The organism is Cupriavidus sp. 05N38, assembly GCF_056397345.1.
Map to the genome: position 1 here is coordinate 46951 of NZ_JBFTNF010000014.1, position 22800 is coordinate 69750.

Consider the following 22800-nt stretch of genomic DNA (forward strand, 5'->3'; position numbering starts at 1 on the left):
GCGGCAATTCGGTCGGTCGCTTCAGTTCCACGGCTGTGCCGCCGCATGGCGGCGCGGCCGTCTGGCAGCCTGCACGCGCCGGTGCGCGGCCCAGAACAGCACGCGCAAGGGGAAGCCCCGGCCGCCGCTCATGGCCTGCCGGCAGTGTTCCGGCTGCAGTTCCACTGGCACGCCCAGTTCCGCCGCCGACGCGTAGCAGACGATGCGCATGCGGGCATCGCCGCTGCGCATGCGGTCGCACAGCATGGTGTGCAATGCATCGGCATAGGCCGGCCCGCCGGCGCCGCGGGCCGATTGCCTGGCCTTGCGCTGCAGCTGGCTGCTGAACTGGCGCACCTCCTGCAACAGGTCCATGAGCCGCTCCATCGGCGTAAGGGCCTGCGGCGTCTGGCGCGCTGGCGCCGGCCGGCATTGCGGCAGGGATGGCGGGGCCGGGGTGAGGGGTGCGTCGTACTGCATGGGCTGGTCTCGTCGTTGGCAGCCGCTTCTGGCTGGGGGCTGCGGAATCTTCGGAACAGTGTCACGCAGCGGCCCGGCATTCGCCCCCACTCGACCAAGGGGGGCGGACGCGGGATAAGCCACGCGCCGCGGGATAAGCCCCGCTATCAGCGGTACAGGGTGGCGTAGCCCTTCCGGGGGTGCTTTTGGCGCCACCAGGTCACTGCCGTGTCGCGCCGTGCCTGCGCTCAGGTGGAACATATCCGTCATTTCTACGACCACTGGTAGATAAGTACGAAATGGCGTAGTATCTTTAAGTACGGCATTTGGTGGATTGCTCCGAATGCTCGTAGATGAAAGATGAGCGACAAGAACACATCGCACCTCGGCTGCCCGGCACCGTCCCGGAGCACCGGCGCTGAAATGGAGACTGGAAATGCAAAGATCCGTTGTAAAACGGTGCTGGCGCCTGTGTAAGTGGACACTGGCCGCTACCTGTGCCGCGGCATTCGGAGCCGGCGCCCTGGCGTGGGCAGCGCAGCCCGCACAGGCGCAGGGCACCTATCCCGAAAAGCCGGTCACGCTCGTGGTGCCGGGGCCGCCTGGCGGCATCACCGACCAGCTGGGCAGGCTGGTAGCAGCGCGCATGACGCGTGATGCCGGCATCCGCGTCATTGTCGACAACCGTCCCGGCGCGGGCGGCAACCTGGCCACCGAACTGGCGGCGCGCGCCGAGCCGGACGGATACACGGTGCTGATGGGCACGCAAGGGACCATGGCGAGCAACCAGTACCTGTACAAGGCGCTGCGCTTCGATCCGGCCAGGGACTTCGTCGCCGCGCAGGGGCTGGTTTCCATTCCCAATGTACTGGTCGTGAACAGCCGGCTGCCGTACCAGTCCGTCGGGGAGCTGGTCGGTTTTGCCAAGGCCAATCCCGGCAAGCTGACCGTGTCTTCCGCCGGCAACGGCACCGGCACGCACCTGGCCGCCGAGCTGTTCCAGGCGCAGGCCGGCGTCAGGTTTGTGCATGTCCCGTACAAGGGCAGCGCGCCGTCCATCAATGACCTGCTGGCCGGGCAGGTCGACATGACCTTCGACTATCCGGCGTCCACGCTGGCGCAGATCCAGGCCGGCAAGCTGCGCGCGCTGGCAGTAACGGGCGCCACGCGCCTGCCGGCGCTGCCGCAGGTGCCCACCATCGCGCAGGCCGGCTACCCCGAGGCGGAGTCCACTTCGTGGATCGGCCTGTTCTTCCCGGCGCGCACGCCGGCCGCTGTCGTAGCCAGGTGGCAGGCCGGCATCGGCCGCATGCTGCAGGACCCGGCGGCCGTCGATGCCATCCACAAGATGGGTGGCGTGCCGCTGCCGATGTCCGCTCAGCCGTTCGCTGACTTCGTCAAGGCCGAGCGCAGCAAATGGAAGGCCACCATCCAGCGCTCGGGCGCCACCATCGACTGACCGATATCGGCCCTGGAGATGACAGGTCCAGGGCGCAAGCAGAGGAGACTGAAGACAATGTTGAACCATCGCCACCCAGCCACGGAGGCCGCCCTGACGCACGGCATGCCCGCTACGTCGCCTCGCTACCGTGATGCCGCGCTGCGCACGGCCGACGCCATCCATGTGGCGCGGCCGGACGGCACGCTGCTGCTGCGCGCGGCCACCGAGCCGGTGCCATCCCCCCATCTGGGGTTCAGCGGCTTCGTGCAGGGCTGGGCGCAGCAGCGCGCCGCGCAGACTGCGCTGGCCCAGCGCGACAGCGCCGGCGCGTGGCGCATTCTGTCCTGGGGCGATTTTCACCGGCAGATGCTGGCCGTGGCGGCCGGCTTGCTGGAGATGGGCCTGTCGCGCCAGCAGCCGCTGATGATCCTTTCCGGCAATTCGATCGAGCATGCGCTGCTGGTCGCGGCCGCCGAATATGCCGGCATCCCTTGTGCCGCGACCTCCGCCGCGTATTCGCTGCAGAGCAAGGACTTCGTGCGGCTCAGGGATATCCACCAGCTGCTGGCGCCAGCGGCGGTTTTCGTGCAGTCGGCGCCGCAGTTTGCGCGTGCGCTGGATGCGCTGGCGGTGCCGGCCCGGGCGGTCATCGCGGTGGAGGGCGCGGCCGCGGGGCAGGTGGCATGGGAGGCGCTGCGCGAAACCGCGCTGACGCCGCAGCGCCTGGCGCGGCTCGAGGCCGCGCATGCCGCGGTGCGGCCCGAGCATACCGCGCGCATCTTCTTCACCTCGGGTTCCACCGGTGTGCCGAAGGGCGTGGAGATCTCCTACGCCAGCATCCAGGCCCTGATCGGCCAGTTCCTGTTCGCGCATGCCGCGCCGGTCTACCAGGGCGCGGTGGTGCTGGACTGGCTGCCGTGGAGCCATGTCTTCGGCGGTGTCGGCAACCTCGGCCGTGCCTTTGTGCTGGGTGCTTCCTACTACATCGACGACGGGCGTCCGGTGGCGGGCCAGTTCGCGCGCACGCTGCAGAACCTGCGCGAGGTGTCGCCGACCATGTTCGCCACCGTGCCGGCGGCATGGGCCATGCTGGTGACCGAGCTGGAGCGCGATGACGAACTGGCCCGCGCCTTCTTTGCGAGGCTGATGTTCGTCAGCTTCGGCGGCGCCAGCCTGCCGGCCGACGTCTATGCGCGCTTCCAGGGCCTGGCCGAGCGCATCACCGGCGAGCGCATCCTGTTCACCAGTGGCTTCGGTGCCACCGAGACCACCGCGATGGGCCTGAACTTCAGCCGGCCGACCGACGAGACCGGCAACCTCGGCATGCCGGCGCCCGGCGTCGAAGTCAAGCTGGTGCCGCTCGATGGCGGCGACGGCCGCTATGAAATCCGCATGCGCGGCCGCAATCTGTTCAAGGGCTACCTCGGTCGCGCGGACCTGACCGGAGCCGCCTTCGACGAAGAGGGCTTCTACTGCATGGGCGATGCCGTGCGGCTGGCGGTGGCGCACGCGCCGGCCGAAGGGCTGCGCTATGCCGGGCGCTGCGTGGAGGACTTCAAGCTGGTCAACGGCACCTGGGTGCGCACCGGCGCCGTGCGCGTGGCGCTGCTCGAGCAATGCGCGCCCCTGCTGACCGACGCGGTGATCTGCGGCCATGACCGGGGCTACGTGGCGGCGCTGGCATGGCCCAACGTGGTGGCCTGCCAGGCGCTGGCACCCGAACTGGCCGCCCTGGGCGCCGCGGCGCTGGTATCGCATCCGCTGGTGCTGCAGGCCGTGCAACAGCGCTTGCGCAACGGCGCCGGTGGCGGCGTCAGCCAACAGGTGCGCCGCGTGCTGCTGATGGCCGAGCCGGCGTCGATCGATGCCAATGAAGTGGCCGACAAGGGCTACATCAACCAGGCCACCACGCGCGAACGCCGCAAGCCGCTGATCGAAACGCTGTACCAGGAGCCCGTGCCCGCCGCCGTTGCGGCACAGGGCTGAGGCGCCGAAGCGTCCTGCCGGCGGTGCGCCAACGCACCGCTATCGCATTTCCATGGCTCCAAGCCATCGTCAATCCGCAGAGGCTGTCCATGCGTGTTGCCCCCCGAATCACCCTGACGGAGCAGGAACGCTCCGATCTCGAGGCGCTGACCCGCGCCGCCGACGCGCCGGCCCGGCTGGCGCAGCGCGCGCGCATCATCCTGCTGGCCGCCGATGGCGAGCAGAACAAGGAAATTGCACCGCAACTCGGCGTCGGCCGGGCACAGGTGGCACGCTGGCGCGAGCGCTTTGTGATGGCGGGACTGGGCGGGATCCTGCAGGACCTGCCGCGCGGCGCGCCGCCGGTGAAGGTGGATGTTGCCCGCCTGGCGATGCTGACCCATTGCGAGAACGCAGAAGCGCCACGCAGCTGGAGCACCCGCACCCTTGCCGCCGAACTCGGCGTGAGCGCGGCCAGCGTCTCGCGCCACTGGCGCGCGGCAGGCCTCAAGCCCGGCGCCAGCCGTCACGGCTACGGCATGCCGGCGCAGGAGCTTGCCGGCGCCGCGCCGCAACGGATCGCCCCGGGCGGCGTGGTTCCCCCCGACGCCAGCGCCGGGGATGGCATGGCACCATCCGTCATGAGGCAGGAAGTCATTGCCCTCCATGCCGCGCCGCACGTCCATGCGCTGGTGCTGTCGATCGCAGACGCGGGCGACAGCGATGTGGCCGTGCCGCCCGCGCGGCAGGGCGCTTGCCACATGCGTTCGCTGCCGGCCCATCAGCGCAGCCTCGCGGTCTCGCTGATGACGGCGCTGACGATGCTGGACGGCAGCCTGCCCGATGCGCCGGCAGGTATCGTCCGCGATGAGGCATGGCCGACGTTCCTGCACCGGGCCGACGCCGCGGCGGGGCCCGGATGCCGGCTGCTGGTGCTGGCGGTCAGCCATGCCGGCCACTACGATGCATCGTTGCAGCATTGGTTGCGGCAGCATCCGCGCATCAGCGTGCAGCTCGCGCCCAGCGTGGCGAGCTGGCTGCGCCTGGTGCAGCGCTTCCTGCGCGATGCGCAGGGCCAGGGGCCGGGGGGCGTCCCGGCCGGCTTTCCCGCCGGCATTCCCGAACTGCTCGCGGCCATCGAGTCCGCCATGCAGACCGGCACGGGCACCGCGTATCAATGGATCCGCGGCTCGGCTGACGCGGGGCACGTGCCCGCCGCCGCCGGCCCGACCGGATTGCTGGCGGATGCGTCATCCGCAGAGCGCTTGCCGGGAACGGGCGGCACCGCGGTGCCTGCGCCTGAGTGGCGACCCATTGCCAGCATCAGGGTGCAGCCGCCGCGCGGCGCACGCCAGCTCATGCCGCGCGAGGCGCTGCTGAACCGGCTGCTTGAAGCGCGCCGCCAGCGCTGCGTGGTGATCCAGGGCCATGCCGGCAGTGGCAAGACCAGCACCCTGATGGCGTGGCGCAAGGCCATCCTGCCGCTCGGGTATGACGTGTGCTGGCTGTCGCTGGCGGCGGAGGACAACGAGCCCGCCCGTTTCTTCGACTACCTGCTGGCCAGCATCGGCGAAGCCGACCCCGGCGCCGCCGCCGCCGCCGCGCAGGTGGTCGGCGCCGATTGCAGCGAGGCCGCCATCGAACTCTGGGTGATCACGCTGGTCCAGGCGCTGGCCCAGCGACAGCGCGCGCTGGTGCTGATGATCGATGACCTGCACCAGATCGCCGACACGCGCGTGCTGCAGGCGCTGCAATGGCTCCTGGACTATGCGCCGCCACCGCTGCACCTGGTGTTCAGCTCGCGCAGCGCGCCGGAGCTGTCGATGGAGCGGCTGCGCCTGCAGGGCACGGTGGCGGAGTTCGGCATGCGCGACCTGCGCTTTACGCAGGACGAGTCGGAACGCTTCCTGCGCGAGCAGCTCGGCGCCATCGGCAGCAGCGATGCCGCTGCGCTGCATGCGCTCACGGACGGCTGGGTGGCGGGGCTGCAGCTCTTTGCCGTCGACCTGCGCACGCGGCAGGGCGGCAGGTCCGCGCTGACGCGCATGCAGGATACCGGCGCATTTGCCGGCTATTTCGGGCGCGAGGTGCTGGCGCGGCTGGCACCGGCCGACCTGGACATGCTGGTCAGCGTGGCCATCTGCCAGCGCTTCAGCGCACCGCTTTGCGCGGACATTGTCGGGCCCCTTGCGGGCATTGCCCAGATCCAGTCCCGGCTGGGCCGGCTGGTGGCCGACCATCTGTTCATCACCTCGGAAGACGGTGCCGACCACGAGACGTGGTACCGCATCCATCCATTGCTGCGTGAAACGCTGCTCGACCGCCTGGCCGGCCGCGGCGAGGCCGGGCAGCGCGCGCTGCACGCCGCGGCATGGCGCTGGTTCGAGCGCCGCGGGCACCTGGACGAGGCCGTGTTCCATGCCGTCAGCGCCGGCCACGCCGACATGGCGGCGGGCATGGTCGAAGGCTGCGCGCACGCGCTGCTGTCGCGCGGCAAGCTGCACCAGGTGGCGGGGCTGATGCGCATGCTGCCGACGGAGCAGGTGGAGGGGCGTTTCGGCCTGCATGTCGTCAATGCCTATCTGCAGCTCTACGCCCGGGATTTCGACCAGTTGCAGCGCAGCCTGGACCAGATGGAATCGCAGCAGGACCGGCTGGATGCGCGCGAGTGCTACACGCTGTGCCTGTTGCGGGCTGGGCTGGCCCTGCAACTGGATAACACCGACGCGGCGACGGCCATGCTGCCGCGCCTGTGGGACGTGCCGGACGACATCGATGATTTTGCCTGGCATTCGCGTGGCAATGTGTTGTCATGGCTTCTCACCGCGCGCGGCGACTACGGCCTGGCCCGCAGCGTGCTGGAAGAAGCCGAGATGCGCACCGGCGCGCCGCGCAGCGGCCAGCTCGGCCGCTGCATCCATGCCATCAGCCTGGCGCGCGAGGGCAAGCTCAAGCTGGCCGGCAAGATCGTACGCGAGGTGATGGAAGAAGCCGAGCGCCACGGTGCCGCCTACGTTGGCCTGGCCTGCATGGCCGCCGGGCTGCTGGCCGATACCCTGTATGAGCTGAACGAAACCGAGGCAGCCTGCCAGTTGCTCGAGCCGCGCATCGAGGTGCTCGAGCGCGTGTCGCTGCCGGAGATCGTGCTGCGCGCTTGCCTGGTGCTGTCCAATGCGCACTGGCTCGCGGGCCGCCATGCGCAGGCGCTGGCTTACCTGGACCGGCTCGAGGCGTATGCGGTGCGCTACGGCCTGGACCGGCTGCTTGCCGAGGCGCTGGTGCTGCGGCTGCGCCGCCATCTGCAGCGCGACGAGATGGAGCGCGCCAATGTGGTGCTGGAGTGCATCCAGGGCCTGGCGGAGCGCTATGCCGGGGCCGGCCCGGAGCGGGCGGCCCAGACTGCGCGGGCGGCCGCGCGCGCCGGCGTCGACATGGCGCTGCACACCAAGGACTATGCCAACGCGATCGAGCGCATCCAGCTCTTGCTCGCCGGCAGCGAGCAGGCGCTGGGCGCGGTCAGCCTGCGGCTGCAGCTCGCCATCGCGCGCCTGGGCCTCGGCGAGGCGCAGGCCGCGCGCCAGGACTTCGTCCACGCCGTGCGCGAAGGCCACCGGCTCGGGCTGACACGGACGCTTCTCGATGTCCTGGAAGGCACGCCCGACCGGTTCAGCCGCCTTGTCCATGACGCCGTGGGCGAGCCCGTGCTGGCGTTCTACGTCGAGCGCCTGCAGCAGGCGTCGGGCAGCGCCGCGGCGCGGCAGGAACAGGTGCCCGACAGCGGGGCCGCGAGCCCCATGGCCGCGTTGAGCGAGCGCGAGCGCGAGATCCTGGTGCTGGTGGCGCAGGCGATGTCAAACAAGAAGATTGCCAAGGTGCTCAATGTCTCGGCCGAGACCGTCAAATGGCATCTCAAGAACATCTACGCCAAGCTCGGTGTCGGCGGCCGCGGCGGGGCGGCAGCGCGCATGCGCGACCTGAGCGCCACGGTGCCGGCGCAGGCGTGATTGCGCGGGGGGCAGCGCTGTATCCCGCTCCATAAGCACCGTTCTGGAGCGCCCCCCGGGTTGGGGAGTGCTCGCCGGCGTGCCGGCCGCAATCATGTTCACCGAGGCAGCAACCCATCCAGCCTGCCGATAGCCTGAACAAATCGATCCATTCTGGAGTATCAAACATGAGCTTGCTCGAAGGGAAAGTCATCATCGTGACCGGCGCGGGTGCCGGCGTAGGCAAGGGGATTGCGCAGGAAGCCGCGCGCCAGGGCGCCCGGGTGATCGTCAACGACCTCGGCGTCAATATCGATGGCTCCGGCGGCAGCGCCGGACCGGCCCAGCAGGCCGTCGACGAGATCCGCGCGGCCGGCGGCGAGGCCGCCGCCAATACCGACAGCGTGGCCGACTGGGCCTCGGCGCAGAAGATCGTGCAACAGGCGCTGGACCTGTACGGCCGCGTCGACGGCGTGGTCAACAATGCCGGCAACCTGCGCGACATCATCTTCCACAAGATGAGCGAGGACGACTTCGACGCCGTGATCCGCGTGCACCTGAAGGGCAGCTGGAATGTCTCGCGCGCCGTCGCGCCGCACTTCAAGGCGCAGGAGGGCGGCGCCTTCGTGCACATGACCTCCACCTCCGGACTGATCGGCAACTTCGGCCAGGCCAACTACGCGGCGGCCAAGCTCGGCATCGTCGGCCTGTCCAAGTCCATCGCCGTGGACATGCAGAAGTTCAATGTGCGCTCGAACTGCATCGCGCCGTTCGCGTTCACGCGCATGGTCGGCAGCATCCCGACCAACACGCCGGAAGCGGCCGAGCGCATGAAGATCAATATGCGCCTCGAAGCCGGCAAGATCGCGCCGTTCACGCTCGCGCTGCTGACGGATCAGGCAAAGCAGGTTACCGGCCAGATCTTCGGCGTGCGCAACAACGAGGTCTACCTGTTCTCGCAGCCGCGCCCGATCCGCACCGCCCACAACAGCGAAGGCTGGACCGTGGAGTCGTGCGTGGAGCGCGCCATCCCGATGTTCGAGGGCTCGTTCTTCAAGCTGGACCTGTCGCGCGATGTGTTCGGCTGGGACCCGGTCTGACCACCAGCCCTGAAGCCGACGCGGCGGCAATCGCCCTGGCGGGCCTGCCAGCCGCGTCCGAGGAGACAAAGCATGGATTTTCAACGTGACCTGGGCCTGGAGGCCTTCCGCGAGCGGGTTCGCGCCTTCCTGCGCGAGAACCTGCCCGCCGGACTGAGCGGGCGCATCCGCATCGGCACGCGCTCGCCCAAGCCGGAGCTCACGCGCTGGCAGCGCATCCTGAACGAGAAGGGGTGGGGCGCGCCTTACTGGGCCACCGAGCATGGCGGCACCGGCTGGAGCGTGATGCAGCGCCTGGTATTCGACGAGGAATGCACGGCGGTCGGCGCGCCGTCGCAGGACACCGGCGCGCAGAAGCTGCTTGGCCCGGTGCTGAACGCTTTCGGCTCGCCCGAGCAGAAGGCCGAGCACCTGCCGCATATCTTCAGCGGCGCACGGCAGTGGTGCCAGGGCTTCTCCGAGCCGGGCTCCGGCTCCGACCTGGCATCGCTGCGCACCAGCGCCGTGCGCGACGGCGACCACTACGTGGTCAACGGCCAGAAGATCTGGACCAGCTACGCGCACCGCGCGGACTGGATCTTCCTGCTGGTGCGCACCGATACCGAGGTCAGGAAGCAGGCCGGCATCAGCTTCCTGCTGGTCGACATGAAGACGCCGGGCATCACCGTGCGCCCGATCGTCACCATCGATGGCTGCCACCACCTGAACGAGACCTTCTTCGACAACGTGCGCGTACCGGTGAAGAACCTGGTGGGCGCCGAGGGCGAAGGCTGGAAGATCACCAAGTTCCTGCTCAACAACGAACACGCCACCGCCGCCGACCTGCCGATGCTGCGCCGCTACCTGACGCAGATCCGCGCGCTGGCAACGCACCGCCATCCGGGCGGCAGCATGCTGCTGGAGCGCCATGAGTTTGCGCTGCAGCTGGCTCGCTTCGAGGCGGAGCTTGCCGCGATTGCCACGCTGGTGCAGCGCGTGGCGGCGCTCGAAGAGGACCACAGTCCCGCCGCGCATGCGATGGGATCGATCCTGAAGATCCGCGGCACCGAGCTGCAGCAGAAGATGAGCTGCTTCCTGTCCGAAGCGCTGGGGGATCACGGCGCCGTGGCATATCCGACGCCGCAGGACGGGGATGCCGCGGCGCCGCTGCCGGGCCAGGACGTCGCCCGCGGCATCACCAACGAGATGTTCTTCCGCCGTGCCTCGACGATCTATGGCGGTACCAGTGAGGTGCAGCGTTCCATCATCGCAAAGTCAATGTTCCAACTCTGAAGGCACTGACCGATCATGAATTTCAATTTGACTGACGAACAGCGCTTGCTGCAGGACAGCGTGCGCCGCTTTGTCGACAGGGACTACGCCTTCGAGGCGCGCACGGCGCGGGTCAAGTCCGCCGAGACCTGCAACGCCCGGCACTGGGCGACCTTTGCCGACAACGGCTGGCTCGCGGCGGCGCTGCCGGAGGCGGCCGGGGGGCTGGGCGGCTCGATCATCGATACCGTGCTGATCGCCACTGAACTAGGCCGCGGCCTGGTGGTGGAGCCCTACCTCGGCAGCGCGGTGCTGGCGGCACAGACCCTGGCGGCGGCCGCCAGCCCCGCGCAGCTGGACGCCTTGGTGCCAGCGCTGGCGGACGGGTCGCGCCGCTTCGCACTGGCCTACAGCGAAGCGGAGTCGCGCGGTCTGCCGGAACCTGTGGCGATGCGCGCCGAACCGGCGCCCGGCGGCTACCACCTGCAGGGCACCAAGACGCTGGTGCTCGGGGGCGGCGATGCCGATGCCTTTATCGTGTCAGCGGTGCTGCCCGGCAAGTCCGGCTCGGTCGGGCTGTGCAGCCTGTTCCTGGTGCCGGCCGACGCTGCCGGCGTGCAGGCGGTGGCCTTGCCGCTGCATGACGGCAGCCGGGCCGCGGAGGTGACGTTCCGCCAGGTGTTCGTCCCGGCCGACGCGCTGCTCGGCGACGCCGGCGGCGCACAGGCTGCGCTGCGCCACGGCCTCACGCACGGCATCGCCGCGCTGTGCGCCGAGCTGATCGGCGGCATGGAGAAGACGATCGAGATCACGGCCGAGTACCTCAAGGTGCGCAAGCAGTTCGGCGTGCCCATCGGCAGTTTCCAGGCGCTGCAGCACCGCATGGCGGACATGGCAGCCGAACTCGAAGTGGCGCGCTCGATGCTGTACGCGCTGCTGGCCTCGATCGAGAACGACGGCGAGGCCGAGCTGGCCCGCACGGTGTCGCAGGCCAAAGCCCTGATCGGCCGCGCCGCGCGCTATGTCAGCGGGCAGGGCATCCAGCTGCACGGCGGCATCGGCATGACCGAGGAGTACACCGTGGGCCATTACTTCAAACGCGCTGTGGTGGCGGACGTGCTGTTCGGCAACGCAGACCTGCATGAGGCTTGCAACGCGCGCGCGCTGCAAGCATCCCTGGGCGAAGAGGAAACGCAAGCATGAAGATCTACGAGAACATCAGTGACCTGAAGCCGCTGGTCGGCGAATCCATCGGGACCAGCGAATGGCTGGTGCTGGAGCAGGATCGCATCAACCTGTTTGCCGATGCGACCGGCGATCACCAGTGGATCCACGTCGACACCGAACGTGCCAAGAGCGGGCCGTTCGGCGCGCCGATCGCGCACGGGTTCCTCACGCTGAGCCTGCTGCCGGCGTTTTCGCATACCGCCTACAAGATCAGGAACAGCAGCACCGGGGTCAACTACGGCCTGGACAAGGTGCGATTTCCCGCGCCGGTTCCGGTCGGCAGCCTGCTGCGCGCGCATTTCAGGCTGGTGTCGTTCGACCCGCTGGACAACGGTGGCGCGCAGCTCAAGCTGGAGATGCTCGTGGAGCGCGAAGGCGGCAGCAAGCCGGTCTGCATTGCGGAATCGATTTTGAGGCGGTATCCCTGAGCATCGGGCTGACGGACGGAACTTCGCGTCCTCCCAGCATGAAAACCGGCGCCCGTGCGGCGCCGTTTTTTCCTATAAGACCCGCTGCCCCGCGGGGCAGTACACACGAGGAGGAGACACCATGCACCATGGCATTTCACCGCTGCGACGCCGGATCCTGGCCGCCGCCGCCAGCGGCATGCTGGCGGCGCTCGCAACGCCGGCCGGCGCGCAGGCACAGCGCTACYCCGAGCACGTCATCAAGATCGTGTCCGTGGCGAGTCCTGGCACCGGCATCGATGACTACACCCGCCTGCTGGCGAAGTTCCTTGCCCAGAAGCTGGGGCAGAGCGTAGTGGTGGAGAACCGGCCCGGCGCCAACATGATCATTGCCAGTGACTATGTGGCCAAGGCGGCGCCGGACGGCTACACGCTGCTGCTGACCGCATCCAGCGCGATGTCGGCCAACCCCTATCTCTTCAAGCAACTGCCGTACAACCCCGGCAAGGACTTTGTCCCGGTCGCGCGGATGTCGTCGTTGCCGGTCGCGCTGGTGGTGGGCGCAAGTGCGCCGTACAAGTCGGTGACGGAGCTCGTCAACGCGGCACGCGCCCGGCCCGGCAAGCTCAACGGCGCCAGCAGCAGCACCGGCTACCGGCTGATGGCGGCGGCGTTCGCGGAGGCGGCGGGCATCAAGACGACGGATGTGCCCTACAAGGCGACCGCGACACTGTTGCCTGACCTGATCGGCGGCAACGTGGATTTCGCCATGGTCGAGTTCACGGCGGCGATGCCGCTGATCCAGTCGAACAAGCTGCGTGCGCTGGCCGTGCTCAGTCCGCGGCGCGTCACGCTGATGCCGGATGTGCCGACCTTGTCCGAAGCCGGCATGCAGAACAGCCCGGTGGTGGAGGCGGTGTCGCGCATCAACTGGAGCGGGCTGTTCGCCCCTGCGGGCACGCCGGCGCCGATCGTGGACAGGCTTGCCAGGCTTACGCTGGAGTTCGTCGCCTCGCCGGAGGCGATGACGCACTATGCCAGCCGCGGCAGCCTGCCCAACCCCGGCACCGGGGCCGAGCTGGGCAAGTCCGTGGTGGCGGACCAGCGGACGTGGAAGCAACTGATCGCAGCGGCCGGCATGCAGCCCGAATAGCCGTTCCCGCCAACGGCCGCCTTCCCGGCCTTCCAGCGCATTGCGCGCTGTTCGCAGGAGTCCTTCGGGCGGCATGCCGAAGGACTCCTTTGCCTTGTGCGGCGTCAGAAACTGAACAGCGACCTGGCGATGATGGAGCGCTGGACTTCGCTGGTGCCGCCGTAGATGGTGGTGGCGCGGCGGAAGAACATCTCGGCGGCCATGCCCTGCGCGGTGTGCGCCATGGGCAGCGGCGGCCGCCGTGCATCCGCTTCGGCGTGGGTGCCCGGATACGCGACGGCACCGTGATCGCCCAGCGTTTCGACGAGGAACTCGCTCATCCGTTGCTGCAGTTCGGTGCCGCGGATCTTCAGCATGGAGCCCATCGCATGGGCCGCCGGGCTGTGGTCCTGCTCCATCGCCGCCACGCGCTGGACCATGATGGTGATGGCTTTTAGCTCGGCCTCATAGCGTGCCAGGCGCAGCAGGAACGCGTGCCGGCCGGCCAGCGTCGCGCCGCCTGCCCGCGCGGTGTGCGACAGCGACCGGATCTGGCCCTGCAGGCGCCGCAGCGTGGGCAGGTCGGCGGTGGAGGCGTGTTCGTTGTTGAGGAGGAACTTGGTGATCTTCCAGCCTTCGCCTTCGGCGCCCACCAGGTTCTTCACCGGCACGCGCACGTTGTCGAAGAAGGTCTCGTTCAGGTGGTGGCAGCCGTCGATGCTGATGATCGGACGCACGGTGATGCCCGGCGTCTTCATGTCGACCAGCAGGAAGCTGATGCCGGCCTGCTTCCTGGCGCTGGCATCGGTGCGCACCAGCAGGAAGATCCAGTCCGCATGATGGGCATAGCTGGTCCAGATCTTCTGGCCGTTGACCACGTAGTGCTCTGCGTCGCGCACGGCGCTGGTGCGCAGCGATGCCAGGTCGGAGCCGGAACCCGGTTCGGAGAAGCCCTGGCACCAGAGGCGCTCGCCGCTGAAGATCGGCGGGAGGTGCTCGGCCTTCTGCTCCGGCGTGGCGAAATGGTTCAGCACCGGGCCCACCAGCTTCTGCGCGAACGAATCCTGCGAAGGGGCGCCGGCCGCTGCGCATTCCTCGTCGAATACCAGGCGCTGCGGCACGCTCCAGCCGGTGCCGCCATGCTCGTTCGCCCAGTAGGGCGCACCCCAGCCCTGGGCAGCGAGGATGCGCTGCCAGCGCACCACGTCTGCACGTGGCGAGCGCAGGCCGTCCTTGCGGCGCGGCAGGTCGGCCGGCAGGTGATGGCGCAGGAAGCCGCGCACCTCCTGGCGGAACGCATCGAGATTGGGGTCGGGGGCAAAGTTCATGAAGGCTCTCCAGTGGATCGGCGGCCCGCGGGGCTCGCCTGCATTTCCGATGCCTTCCACATTAAGCGGGAGCCGCTCCGGCATCGCCCCCCACCACTGGGGGCGATGCGCGCGCATAGGCGCCGGTTCATCGGCAACGCGCGCCTGGCCCCCTTTGATGAGGGGGGCGGTGCGGCGGTGCGGCGCGCCACACTGCTGGCATGGGCTACACGGCGCGCGCGCGCTGCCGGCGAGCCGCGCGCTTATCCACTCCCCGGAGGACACACGACGATGCAGGCCCAGCAGATCCCATTGCGCCACAGCCACCTGGCCATTGACGACGGCGTGGCGGTATTCACGCACCAGCGTCCGGCGTCGCGCAACGCCCTGACGCTGCAGATGCGCCAGGATTATCACGACATGCTCGACCGCGTGGAGGATGACCGCAGCATTCGCGCACTGATCCTGACCGGCTCCGGCGGCAGCTTCTGCGCGGGCGGGGACCTGAAATCGATCCAGGCGATCTTCTCCAGCCCCGACCCCTCGGCGCGCGCACCGGAGGCGATGCGCCGTCGGCTGCAGGACATCCACAAATGGCTGCGGCGGCTGCGCGACCTCGAGATCCCCGTGATCGCGGCGGTGGACGGGCCGGCCGCGGGCGCGGGCTTTTCGCTGGCCCTGGCGGCGGATTTCGTGCTGGCGTCGGAGCGCGCTTCGTTCTGCATGTCGTTCGCCAAGGTCGGATTGCTGCCCGACATGGGTTCGCTCTATGCGCTGCCGCGGGCCGTGGGGATGATGCTGGCCAAGGAACTGATGTTCACCGGGCGGCGCCTTGCAGTGACCGATGCGCAGCGCTGCGGCATCGTGCATGCGGTCCATCCGGCCGACCAGCTCGACGCGCAGGCGCGCCGGTTCGCGCAGCGCTTCGTGGACGCGCCGCAGGAAGCGCTGGCGCTGATGAAGCGCGCGCTCAACCGGACTTTCGAAAGTTCCTACGACACCTTGCTCGACCTGGAATGCCAGGCGCAGGCGCTGGCGTCGGCGGTGCCGTACTACGCCGAGGCGGTGGACGCGTTCCTGCAGGGCAAGCCGGCGCGCTTCGACTGGGATCGCGATACGCGTGCCTGATGGGCGCGCGGCCGGCGCTTGCGCATCAAACCGACCATAAGGCCGCGCCGTGTCGGCGCATATCTGCCCGCTGCCGGCGGCCCGTTTCGCGAGAGATGGTGTGTAAGCCGGCGCGGGCGCGGTTCGCAGCGCCGCAACCAGGCTGTCTCCACGCCCGTCACGGTCAAATGTGGCGGGGTGTTCGCTCCGGCGTGATGCCGGAGCTTTTTTTTGCCCATGGCCGGCGCCCTGGCCTTCCGCCCGCCGGTTTTGTCGCCCCTCGACATGAGGGGGGGGTGTGGGGAGGGCCAACGCCTCCCGACAGGGGGGCGCTAGTTGTCCCTGCAGTGTTCTCCTTGCAAGTGCGCACACGGCAAGCCGTTGTGCGCCGCGCTTCAGGAGGAGGCGTGGCCCGCACCAGACGGGGCGCGGCAGGCTTGCGTCTGGCGCAGATGACTTATATGGAGAAGACAAGAGATGAAGAAGACAATTTTCGCCCTGGCGGCCCTTGGCGCCCTTGGCGGATTTAGTGCGGGAGCGCGGGCGGATTCGAGCGTGACGCTGTACGGCGTGATCGACGGCTCTATCGAATACGTCAATCGCGTCGCGTCTGCGCAGCCTACGGTCGTGAACGGACAACCCGTCTCTGCCACCACTGGCGGCAGCCGTGTGTCGATGCCAACGCTGGGTGGCCTTTCGCCATCGCGCTGGGGCTTGCGCGGTATCGAGGATCTCGGTGCCGGCAATAGCGCCATATTCGTGCTGGAAGACGGCTTCGCCCCGGATACCGGCGTCGCGCAATCAGGTCGGCTGTTCGGACGCCAGGCCTTCGTCGGACTGCAGAACAGCGCTTACGGCAAACTGATGCTGGGCCGCCAGTACACGTCCTTCTTCGAGGGCATGGCCAACTTCGCGCCGATGCGTTTCGCCACGACTTATGAACCGGTGGCGTGGCAGCTCGGCACCAACTACCGTGAAGACAATGTGGTCAAGTACGTCGGCCAGTTCGGCCCGCTGCAGGCCGCGGCGCACTATTCGTTCGGCGTAGGCGTGCCGGCGATCGGCTCGACGCCGCTGGCCAACAGCGGCAGCGGCGAAACCCCGGGATCGTTCCGCGACAACAATGGCTACGGCGCTTCGCTGACCTACCTGAGCAACGGCTTCGGCGCCACCATCGCCTATGACCAGTGGCATCCGACGGTGACCTCCGGCCAGCAAGGCAACAGCCGCAAGGCAGGCGGTGCGGTGAGCTACGCCACCGGCCCGTTCAAGGCGATGATGGGCTACCGCTGGGCCAAGGTGGACTTCGCCAACGGCAATACGCTGGCGCGCGACGACTACTACTGGACTGGCGTCAACTACCAGGCTACCAGCGCACTGGGCCTGTCGCTGGCCTACTACTACGCCGACTTCAAGCGCCTCAGCCTGGGCCCGACCGCAGCCGCCAGCAATCCGGCCAATCCGTGGCAGGTCTCGTTCCTGGCTGACTACAGCCTGTCCAAGCGCACCGATGTCTATGTGTCTGTGGCCTACTCGCGCAATGCGGGCCTGAACTTCGATTCGTCGCAGACGCTGTTCCTGTACGGCTATCCGATGATGGCCGGGCAGAAGGGCATGGTCGGTGTGACCACAGGCATTCGTCACGTCTTCTGACGGCTCCTGGCGGCCACATGCAGTAACGGCGGGGAACCTGCGACAGCGGCGTTTCCCGCGCTTATCCGGCGGCGCCGTCCGGCGCCGCGCCTGACATCGCGAGCATCAAGGAGCGCGAATTTCAGCATGCCTTGCCACCGCGCCCGGCCTTGGCGGGTGCCGATACAAGCCATGTATTGAGCGACATACACAAAGTATTTTTCTCGGGGTCCGTGCTTCCGTAGCATGTCCTTCAACACGATCCAAGGAGGCATGATGACTCTCACCGCATTCCATTCTTCCGCCGCCACGCGGGCGGGGAGCCCCGCATGAGCGGCCCGTTGCAGGGTGTGCGCATCGTCGACATGACGACGGTGCTGATGGGCCCCTACGCCACGCAGATCCTGGGCGACCTTGGCGCCGACGTGATCAAGGTCGAGCCGCCGGACGGCGATACCGTGCGCGACGTCGGCCCGCGCCGCCACGCCGGCATGTCGGGCATCTTCCTGCATGCCAACCGCAGCAAGCGCAGCATCGTGCTGGACCTGAAGACGCCGGCCGGGCGCGAGGCGCTGCTGCGCATCGCCGCCGACGCCGACGTGCTGATCTACAACGTGCGCCCGCAGGCGATGGCACGGCTGAACCTGAGCTACCAGGAAGTGGCGAAGGTCAACCCGCGCATCCTGTACGTGGGCCTGTACGGCTACGGCCAGGGCGGCCCGTACGCGGCCAAGTCCGCCTACGACGACCTGATCCAGGGCGCGGTGGCGATCCCGACGCTGGCCAGGCTGGCCGGCAGCGACGTGCCGCGCTACGCGCCCAGCGCGATCGCCGACCGCATCGTCGGCCTGGCGGCGGTCAATGCGGTCACCGCCGGGCTTTATCACCGCGAGCGCACCGGCGAAGGCCAGTCGATCGACGTGCCCATGTTCGAAACCATGGCGCAGTTCATCCTGGGCGACCACATGGGCGGCCTGACCTTCGAGCCGCCCATCGGCCCCAGCGGCTATTCGCGCATTCTCAACGAGCACCGCCGTCCGTACCGGACGCAGGACGGCTACCTGTGCGTGCTGCTCTACAACGACAAGCAGTGGCGCAAGTTCCTGGCGCTGATCGGCCAGCCCGACCTGATGGACAGCGATCCGCGCTTCAGTTCCATCGTCGAGCGCAACAAGCATATCCATGCGCTGTATCGCATGGTGGCGGAAGTCATGCCCACGCGGACCACCGCGGAGTGGATCACGGTGCTGGAAGCCGCCGACATGCCGGTGATGCAGCTGCATACGGTGGATTCGCTGATGGCGGATCCGCACCTTGACGCGGTCGGCTTCTTCGATGTCGTCGAGCACCCCAGCGAAGGTGCGATCCGCTCGATGGCGATCCCGTCGCAATGGTCCAGGTCGCAGCCGCGCGTCACGCGCCAGGCGCCGCGCCTGGGCGAACACAGCGCGCAAGTGCTTGCCGAGGCCGGCTACAGCCAGGAACAGATCCGCGCGCTGGCCAGCCAGGGCGCCACGCGCCTTGCCGGGGAGGCCGCCGACGCCGGCGCGCCGGCCGCCGCATCCGTGAATCCCTGAAATCAAACCGGGAGCTACATTGAACTCGACCCACGATTCCCTTCCGCTCGTCAGCATCCCGCCCGAGGATGAGGCGCTGCGGACACCCATCCGCGAATTCCTGCAGGCTGCATTGCGCGACGTGCCGGCACCCGTGCGCGCGCGCACCTGGATGGGCTTTGACGCCAGATTCAGCCGGGCCCTCGGAGAGCAGGGCTGGATCGGCCTGGCGCTGCCGCCCGAGTACGGCGGCGCCGGCCGCAGCGCCTTTGCCCGCTTCGTGCTGGTGGAAGAACTGATCGCCGCCGGCGCGCCGGTATCCGCGCACTGGTTCGCCGACCGCCAGACCGCGCCGCTGATGCTGCGCTACGGCAGCGAAGCGCAGAAGCAGTTCTTCCTGCCGAAGCTGATCCGCGGCGAGATCTTTATCTGCATCGGCATGAGCGAGCCGGACACGGGCTCCGACCTGTCCTCGGTGCGCACCCGCGCGGTTCGCACCGAGACCGGCTGGCGCCTGAACGGCCGCAAGGTCTGGACGACCAATGCCCACCGCGCGCAATACATGTGCGCGCTGGTGCGCACCTCGGGCCAGCATGGCGACCGCCACAAGGGCCTGTCGCAGGTGCTGATCGACCTGAGCCTGCCCGGCATCACCGCGCGCCCGATCCGCGACCTGGCCGGTGACGGCCACTTCTGCGAGGTGGTGTTCGAGGACGTGGACCTGCCCGCGGATGCGCTGGTGGGCGAAGAGGGCTCGGGCTGGAAGCAGGTGACCTCGGAGCTGGCCTTCGAGCGCAGCGGCCCGGAGCGCATCCTGACCAGCCTGATGCTGGCCGAGACCTGGCTGRCCGAGGTGAAGGCATCCGGCCTGCCGGTGCCGGACTCGGTCAAGGCGATCGCCGGACGTATCGCGGGCCGCATGGCGGTACTGCGGGCGATGTCGCTGGCCGTGGCCGACCGGCTCGACAAGGGCGAGAACCCGGAGATCGATGCGTCGTATGTCAAGGACCTCGGCACGGAGTTCGAGCAGGCCGTGCCCGGCTGGATCAGCGAAGCGATGGAGCAGATGCCCGCTTTCCATCCGTCCGAAGACCTGTTGCGTGCGCATGCCTATATCACGCAGCTTTGCCCGAGCTTCTCCCTGCGCGGCGGCACGCGCCAGATCCTGCGCGGCATCATCGCGCGCTCCCTCGGACTTCGCTGAGACGACACACACCATGACTGATTCCCTGATCGAAGGCTTCGAGCGCGCGCTGACCGGCCTGTGCTCGGACGAACAAGTGCGGCGCAGCGAGTCCGGCGAGGGCGCCGACGCGCAATGGGCCGCCATCGATGCGCTCGGTTACACCGACGCGCTCGTGCCCGCGGAGCTGGACGGGGCGGGCCTGTCGCTGACTGACGCATTTCCGCTGTTCCTGGCCGCCGGCCGCGCCGGCCTGAGCCATCCGTTCGCCGAGACGGCGATCGCTCGCGCCATCCTGGCAAGCGCCGGGCATGAGCGCGCGGGCGAGTGCATCGCCGTGGCCCCTGCGCTGGCGCTGGCGGGCGATGCCATCGTCTGCCGCGAAGTGCCGGGTGGCGCGCTGGCGCACCAGGTGCTGGTTGGCTGGCGCGGCGAGTGGCTGCTGATGCCGCGCGCGCTGGCGCATGCCACGCCCGGGGCCTACCGTGCGCAAGCATCGGCCACGCTGCGCTGGGAGTCGGCGGCACAGGCCATCCGCCGCATGCCGGCTGGCGCGGCGGACGTGGTGGCCATCTGCAACGTCGTGCATGCCGCGGGCATGGCCGGCGCCATGGCGCGCATCCAGGCCATGAGCATCGAATACGTCAACAACCGCCAGCAGTTCGGCCGCGCGATCTCGCAGTTCCAGGCGATGCAGCAGGAACTCAGCGTGCTGGCCGAGCAGGCCAACGCGTCGAGCTTCGGCGCGCGCCTGGGCTGCGCCGCCGACGGCTACCTGCCGCGCCCGCTGCTGGCGGCCACCGCCAAGCTGCGCTGCAGCGAGGCGGCCACCCGTGTCGCCGCCATCGCGCACGCGGTGCACGGTGCCATCGGCATCACCGAGGAACTCGCGCTTGGCCTGTTCACGCGGCGGCTGCATGAATGGCGTGCCTGCGCGGGCACGGAAACCGCCTGCGCCACGGCACTCGGCGATGCGCTGTTCGCGCGGCCGAACGGCACCGGCCAGGAGATCCTGGACTTCGTGCGGCTGCAACTGGCGCCTGCCGCAGCCTGACCCCTTGATTTGCTGGAACCCCTGACATGCAGAAAACTGATTCCATCGTGATCGTCGGCGCGAAGCGCACGCCCATCGGGGCGTTCAACGGCGCACTGGCGCAGTACACGGCACCGCAACTGGGCGCCGTGGCCATCCGCGCTGCCGTGGCTGAGGCGGGCGTCGACCCGCCCTCGGTCGACGAGGCCCTGATGGGCTGCTGCCTGTTCGCCGGCCTGGGCCAGGCGCCGGCGCGCCAGGCCGTGCTCGGCGCGGGCCTGCCGGTCTCCACGCCGGCCACCACGCTCAGCAAGATGTGCGGCTCGGGCATGAAGGCCGTCATGCTGGCGCACGACCTGCTGCTGGCCGGCACCTGTTCGGTGGCGGTGGCGGGTGGCATGGAGTCCATGACCAACGCCCCCTATATCGTGCCGCGCGGGCGCCAGGGATATCGCCTCGGACATGGCCAGCTCCTTGACCATATGTACTGCGACGGCCTGGAGGATGCCTACGAAGGCCACCTGATGGGCTATTACGCCGATCTCTCGGCGCAGGAGCGCGGCATTGGCCGCGAAGCGCAGGACGCCTATGCCCGTGAAAGCCTGCTGCGCTCCCAGCGTGCCGTGCAGGAAGGCACGTTCGACCACGAGACCACCCCGCTTACGCTCAAGCGCAAAGGCGACGAGACGCTGTTCACCCGGGACGAGACGCCCGGCCAGTGCGACGCCGCCAGGCTGCCGAAGCTCAAGGCCGTATTCCGCAAGGAAGGCACCGTGACCGCCGGCAACGCGTCGTCGATCTCCGACGGCGCCGCCGCGCTGGTGCTGATGCGCGAAAGCGATGCACTGCGCCAGGGCCTGGCCCCGCTCGCGCGCATCGTCGGCCACGCCACGCATGCCCAGGCGCCGCAGCAGTTCGTGGATGCGCCGGCCGCCGCCATGCGCCGTCTGCTGGACAAGGCCGGCTGGAGCGCGCAGGACGTCGATCTCTACGAGGTCAACGAAGCCTTTGCCGTGGTGACCCTGGTCACGCTGCAGGAACTTGGCATTTCGCATGACCGGCTCAACGTCAACGGCGGCGCCTGCGCACTGGGCCACCCGGTCGGCGCCACCGGCGCGCGGCTGCTGGTGACGCTGCTCCACGCGCTGCGCCAGCGCGGCCTGCGCCGCGGCATGGCCAGCCTGTGCCTGGGCGGTGGCGAGGCCACGGCGGTGGCGATCGAGCTGTGCTGAACGGAGCCCGCCGATGAGCCATCTGCATGAACTTCGCGGCGCCGTGGGCTGGCTGACCCTGGACCGGCCCGCCGCCATGAACAGCCTGAGCCGCGAGCTGATGCGCGGGCTGGACGCCCAACTGCGCTTGTGGCGGGACGATCCCGCCGTGCGCGTGGTTGTACTGACTGCCAATGGCCGTGCCTTCTGCGCCGGCGCGGACCTGAAGGAAGTGTCGGCGCCGGTAGCCGCCGGCGAGGCCGACTTCATCGACGTGGCAACGGCATTCTTTGCCACGCTGCGCACGTTCCCGAAACCCGTCATTGCCGCGGTCAACGGTCTGGCGGTGGCGGGCGGGCTGGAGCTGGTGCTGGCCTGCGACCTGGTGGTGGCGGCCGAGTCGGCGCGCCTGGGCGACGCCCATGCCAACTTCGGCGTGTTTCCCGGCGCCGGCGGCGCGGCCGTGTTGCCGCGCAAGCTGCCGGTCAACGTGGCCCGCTACCTGCTGTTCACGGGCCGCACGTTCACGGCGGCGCAGATGGAGCGCCACGGGCTGGTCAATGAAGTGGTAGCCGACAGCGAGCTGGCGCAGTGCGCCCAGGCCCTGGCCGCAGAGCTGGCAGGCCGCAGCCCGCTGGTGCTGGCGCGCATGAAGCGGGTGGCGGCGGAGGCCGCCGACAAGGCCCTGGCCGACGCCTTGCGACATGAACTGCTGGAGTTCCGCGACCACCAGCGCTCCCACGACATGCAGGAGGGCCTGCGCGCCTTCGCGGACAAGCGCACGCCTGTTTTCAAGGGGTGCTGAGCCCCACCAACCGAAGGACAAC

General features: G+C 69.0%; 17 protein-coding genes. 15 read left to right on the forward strand and 2 right to left on the reverse strand.

What is annotated here, in order from left to right:
* Window positions 1-21: 21 nt before the first annotated feature.
* Complete coding sequence (locus tag AC1DK4_RS13225; RefSeq protein WP_441613513.1) at window positions 22-354, reverse strand: hypothetical protein; 333 nt, start codon at window positions 352-354, stop codon at window positions 22-24.
* 520 nt (window positions 355-874) lie between these two features.
* Between AC1DK4_RS13225 and AC1DK4_RS13230 the strand changes: the two genes are divergently transcribed.
* The 8 genes from AC1DK4_RS13230 (at window position 875) to AC1DK4_RS13265 (ending at window position 12965) form a co-directional block, all read left to right on the forward strand.
* Window positions 875-1897: a Bug family tripartite tricarboxylate transporter substrate binding protein gene (locus AC1DK4_RS13230; RefSeq protein ID WP_441613514.1), complete on the forward strand. Its 1023-nt coding sequence runs from the start codon at window positions 875-877 to the stop codon at window positions 1895-1897.
* A 57-nt stretch (window positions 1898-1954) separates the two neighbouring features.
* Entirely contained in the window at window positions 1955-3865 is a 1911-nt protein-coding gene (locus tag AC1DK4_RS13235) for an AMP-binding protein (RefSeq protein ID WP_441613515.1), read from the forward strand.
* Between the two features lie 89 nt (window positions 3866-3954).
* On the forward strand, window positions 3955-7848 hold the full coding sequence (locus AC1DK4_RS13240) for a LuxR C-terminal-related transcriptional regulator (protein ID WP_441613516.1): 3894 nt from the start codon (window positions 3955-3957) through the stop codon (window positions 7846-7848).
* Between the two features lie 167 nt (window positions 7849-8015).
* Window positions 8016-8927, forward strand: a complete 912-nt coding sequence (locus AC1DK4_RS13245) for an SDR family NAD(P)-dependent oxidoreductase (RefSeq protein WP_441613517.1) — start codon at window positions 8016-8018, stop codon at window positions 8925-8927.
* 72 nt (window positions 8928-8999) lie between these two features.
* The gene (locus AC1DK4_RS13250; protein ID WP_441613518.1) at window positions 9000-10199 is read left to right on the forward strand and encodes an acyl-CoA dehydrogenase; all 1200 of its coding nucleotides are present in this window, start codon (window positions 9000-9002) and stop codon (window positions 10197-10199) included.
* A 15-nt stretch (window positions 10200-10214) separates the two neighbouring features.
* A complete protein-coding gene (locus AC1DK4_RS13255; protein ID WP_441613519.1) occupies window positions 10215-11381 on the forward strand; it encodes an acyl-CoA dehydrogenase family protein in 1167 nt (388 codons plus the stop codon).
* Window positions 11378-11833: a MaoC family dehydratase gene (locus AC1DK4_RS13260; protein ID WP_477116034.1), complete on the forward strand. Its 456-nt coding sequence runs from the start codon at window positions 11378-11380 to the stop codon at window positions 11831-11833. Before AC1DK4_RS13255 ends, AC1DK4_RS13260 begins: the two co-directional genes overlap by 4 nt.
* Before the next feature lie 121 nt (window positions 11834-11954).
* The gene (locus tag AC1DK4_RS13265) at window positions 11955-12965 is read left to right on the forward strand and encodes a Bug family tripartite tricarboxylate transporter substrate binding protein (RefSeq protein WP_477131578.1); all 1011 of its coding nucleotides are present in this window, start codon (window positions 11955-11957) and stop codon (window positions 12963-12965) included.
* 104 nt (window positions 12966-13069) lie between these two features.
* On the opposite strand, the gene AC1DK4_RS13270 is transcribed toward AC1DK4_RS13265, so the two are convergent.
* Window positions 13070-14272: an acyl-CoA dehydrogenase gene (locus AC1DK4_RS13270; RefSeq protein ID WP_441643425.1), complete on the reverse strand. Its 1203-nt coding sequence runs from the start codon at window positions 14270-14272 to the stop codon at window positions 13070-13072.
* A 270-nt stretch (window positions 14273-14542) separates the two neighbouring features.
* On the opposite strand from AC1DK4_RS13270, the gene AC1DK4_RS13275 reads away from it, so the two are divergent.
* The 7 genes from AC1DK4_RS13275 to AC1DK4_RS13305 all read left to right on the forward strand — a co-directional run bounded on the left by AC1DK4_RS13275 (window position 14543) and on the right by AC1DK4_RS13305 (window position 22778).
* Window positions 14543-15379, forward strand: a complete 837-nt coding sequence (locus AC1DK4_RS13275; RefSeq protein WP_441613523.1) for an enoyl-CoA hydratase/isomerase family protein — start codon at window positions 14543-14545, stop codon at window positions 15377-15379.
* Window positions 15380-15835: 456 nt separating this feature from the next.
* Entirely contained in the window at window positions 15836-17011 is a 1176-nt protein-coding gene (locus AC1DK4_RS13280; RefSeq protein WP_441613524.1) for a porin, read from the forward strand.
* A 308-nt stretch (window positions 17012-17319) separates the two neighbouring features.
* Complete coding sequence (locus AC1DK4_RS13285; RefSeq protein WP_441613525.1) at window positions 17320-18567, forward strand: CaiB/BaiF CoA transferase family protein; 1248 nt, start codon at window positions 17320-17322, stop codon at window positions 18565-18567.
* Between the two features lie 19 nt (window positions 18568-18586).
* Complete coding sequence (locus AC1DK4_RS13290) at window positions 18587-19750, forward strand: acyl-CoA dehydrogenase family protein (RefSeq protein ID WP_477131579.1); 1164 nt, start codon at window positions 18587-18589, stop codon at window positions 19748-19750.
* A 13-nt stretch (window positions 19751-19763) separates the two neighbouring features.
* Window positions 19764-20783, forward strand: a complete 1020-nt coding sequence (locus AC1DK4_RS13295) for an acyl-CoA dehydrogenase family protein (protein ID WP_441613527.1) — start codon at window positions 19764-19766, stop codon at window positions 20781-20783.
* Window positions 20784-20809: 26 nt separating this feature from the next.
* On the forward strand, window positions 20810-21994 hold the full coding sequence (locus tag AC1DK4_RS13300; protein WP_441613528.1) for an acetyl-CoA C-acyltransferase: 1185 nt from the start codon (window positions 20810-20812) through the stop codon (window positions 21992-21994).
* Window positions 21995-22007: 13 nt separating this feature from the next.
* A complete protein-coding gene (locus AC1DK4_RS13305; RefSeq protein WP_441613529.1) occupies window positions 22008-22778 on the forward strand; it encodes an enoyl-CoA hydratase/isomerase family protein in 771 nt (256 codons plus the stop codon).
* Window positions 22779-22800 lie beyond the last annotated feature (22 nt).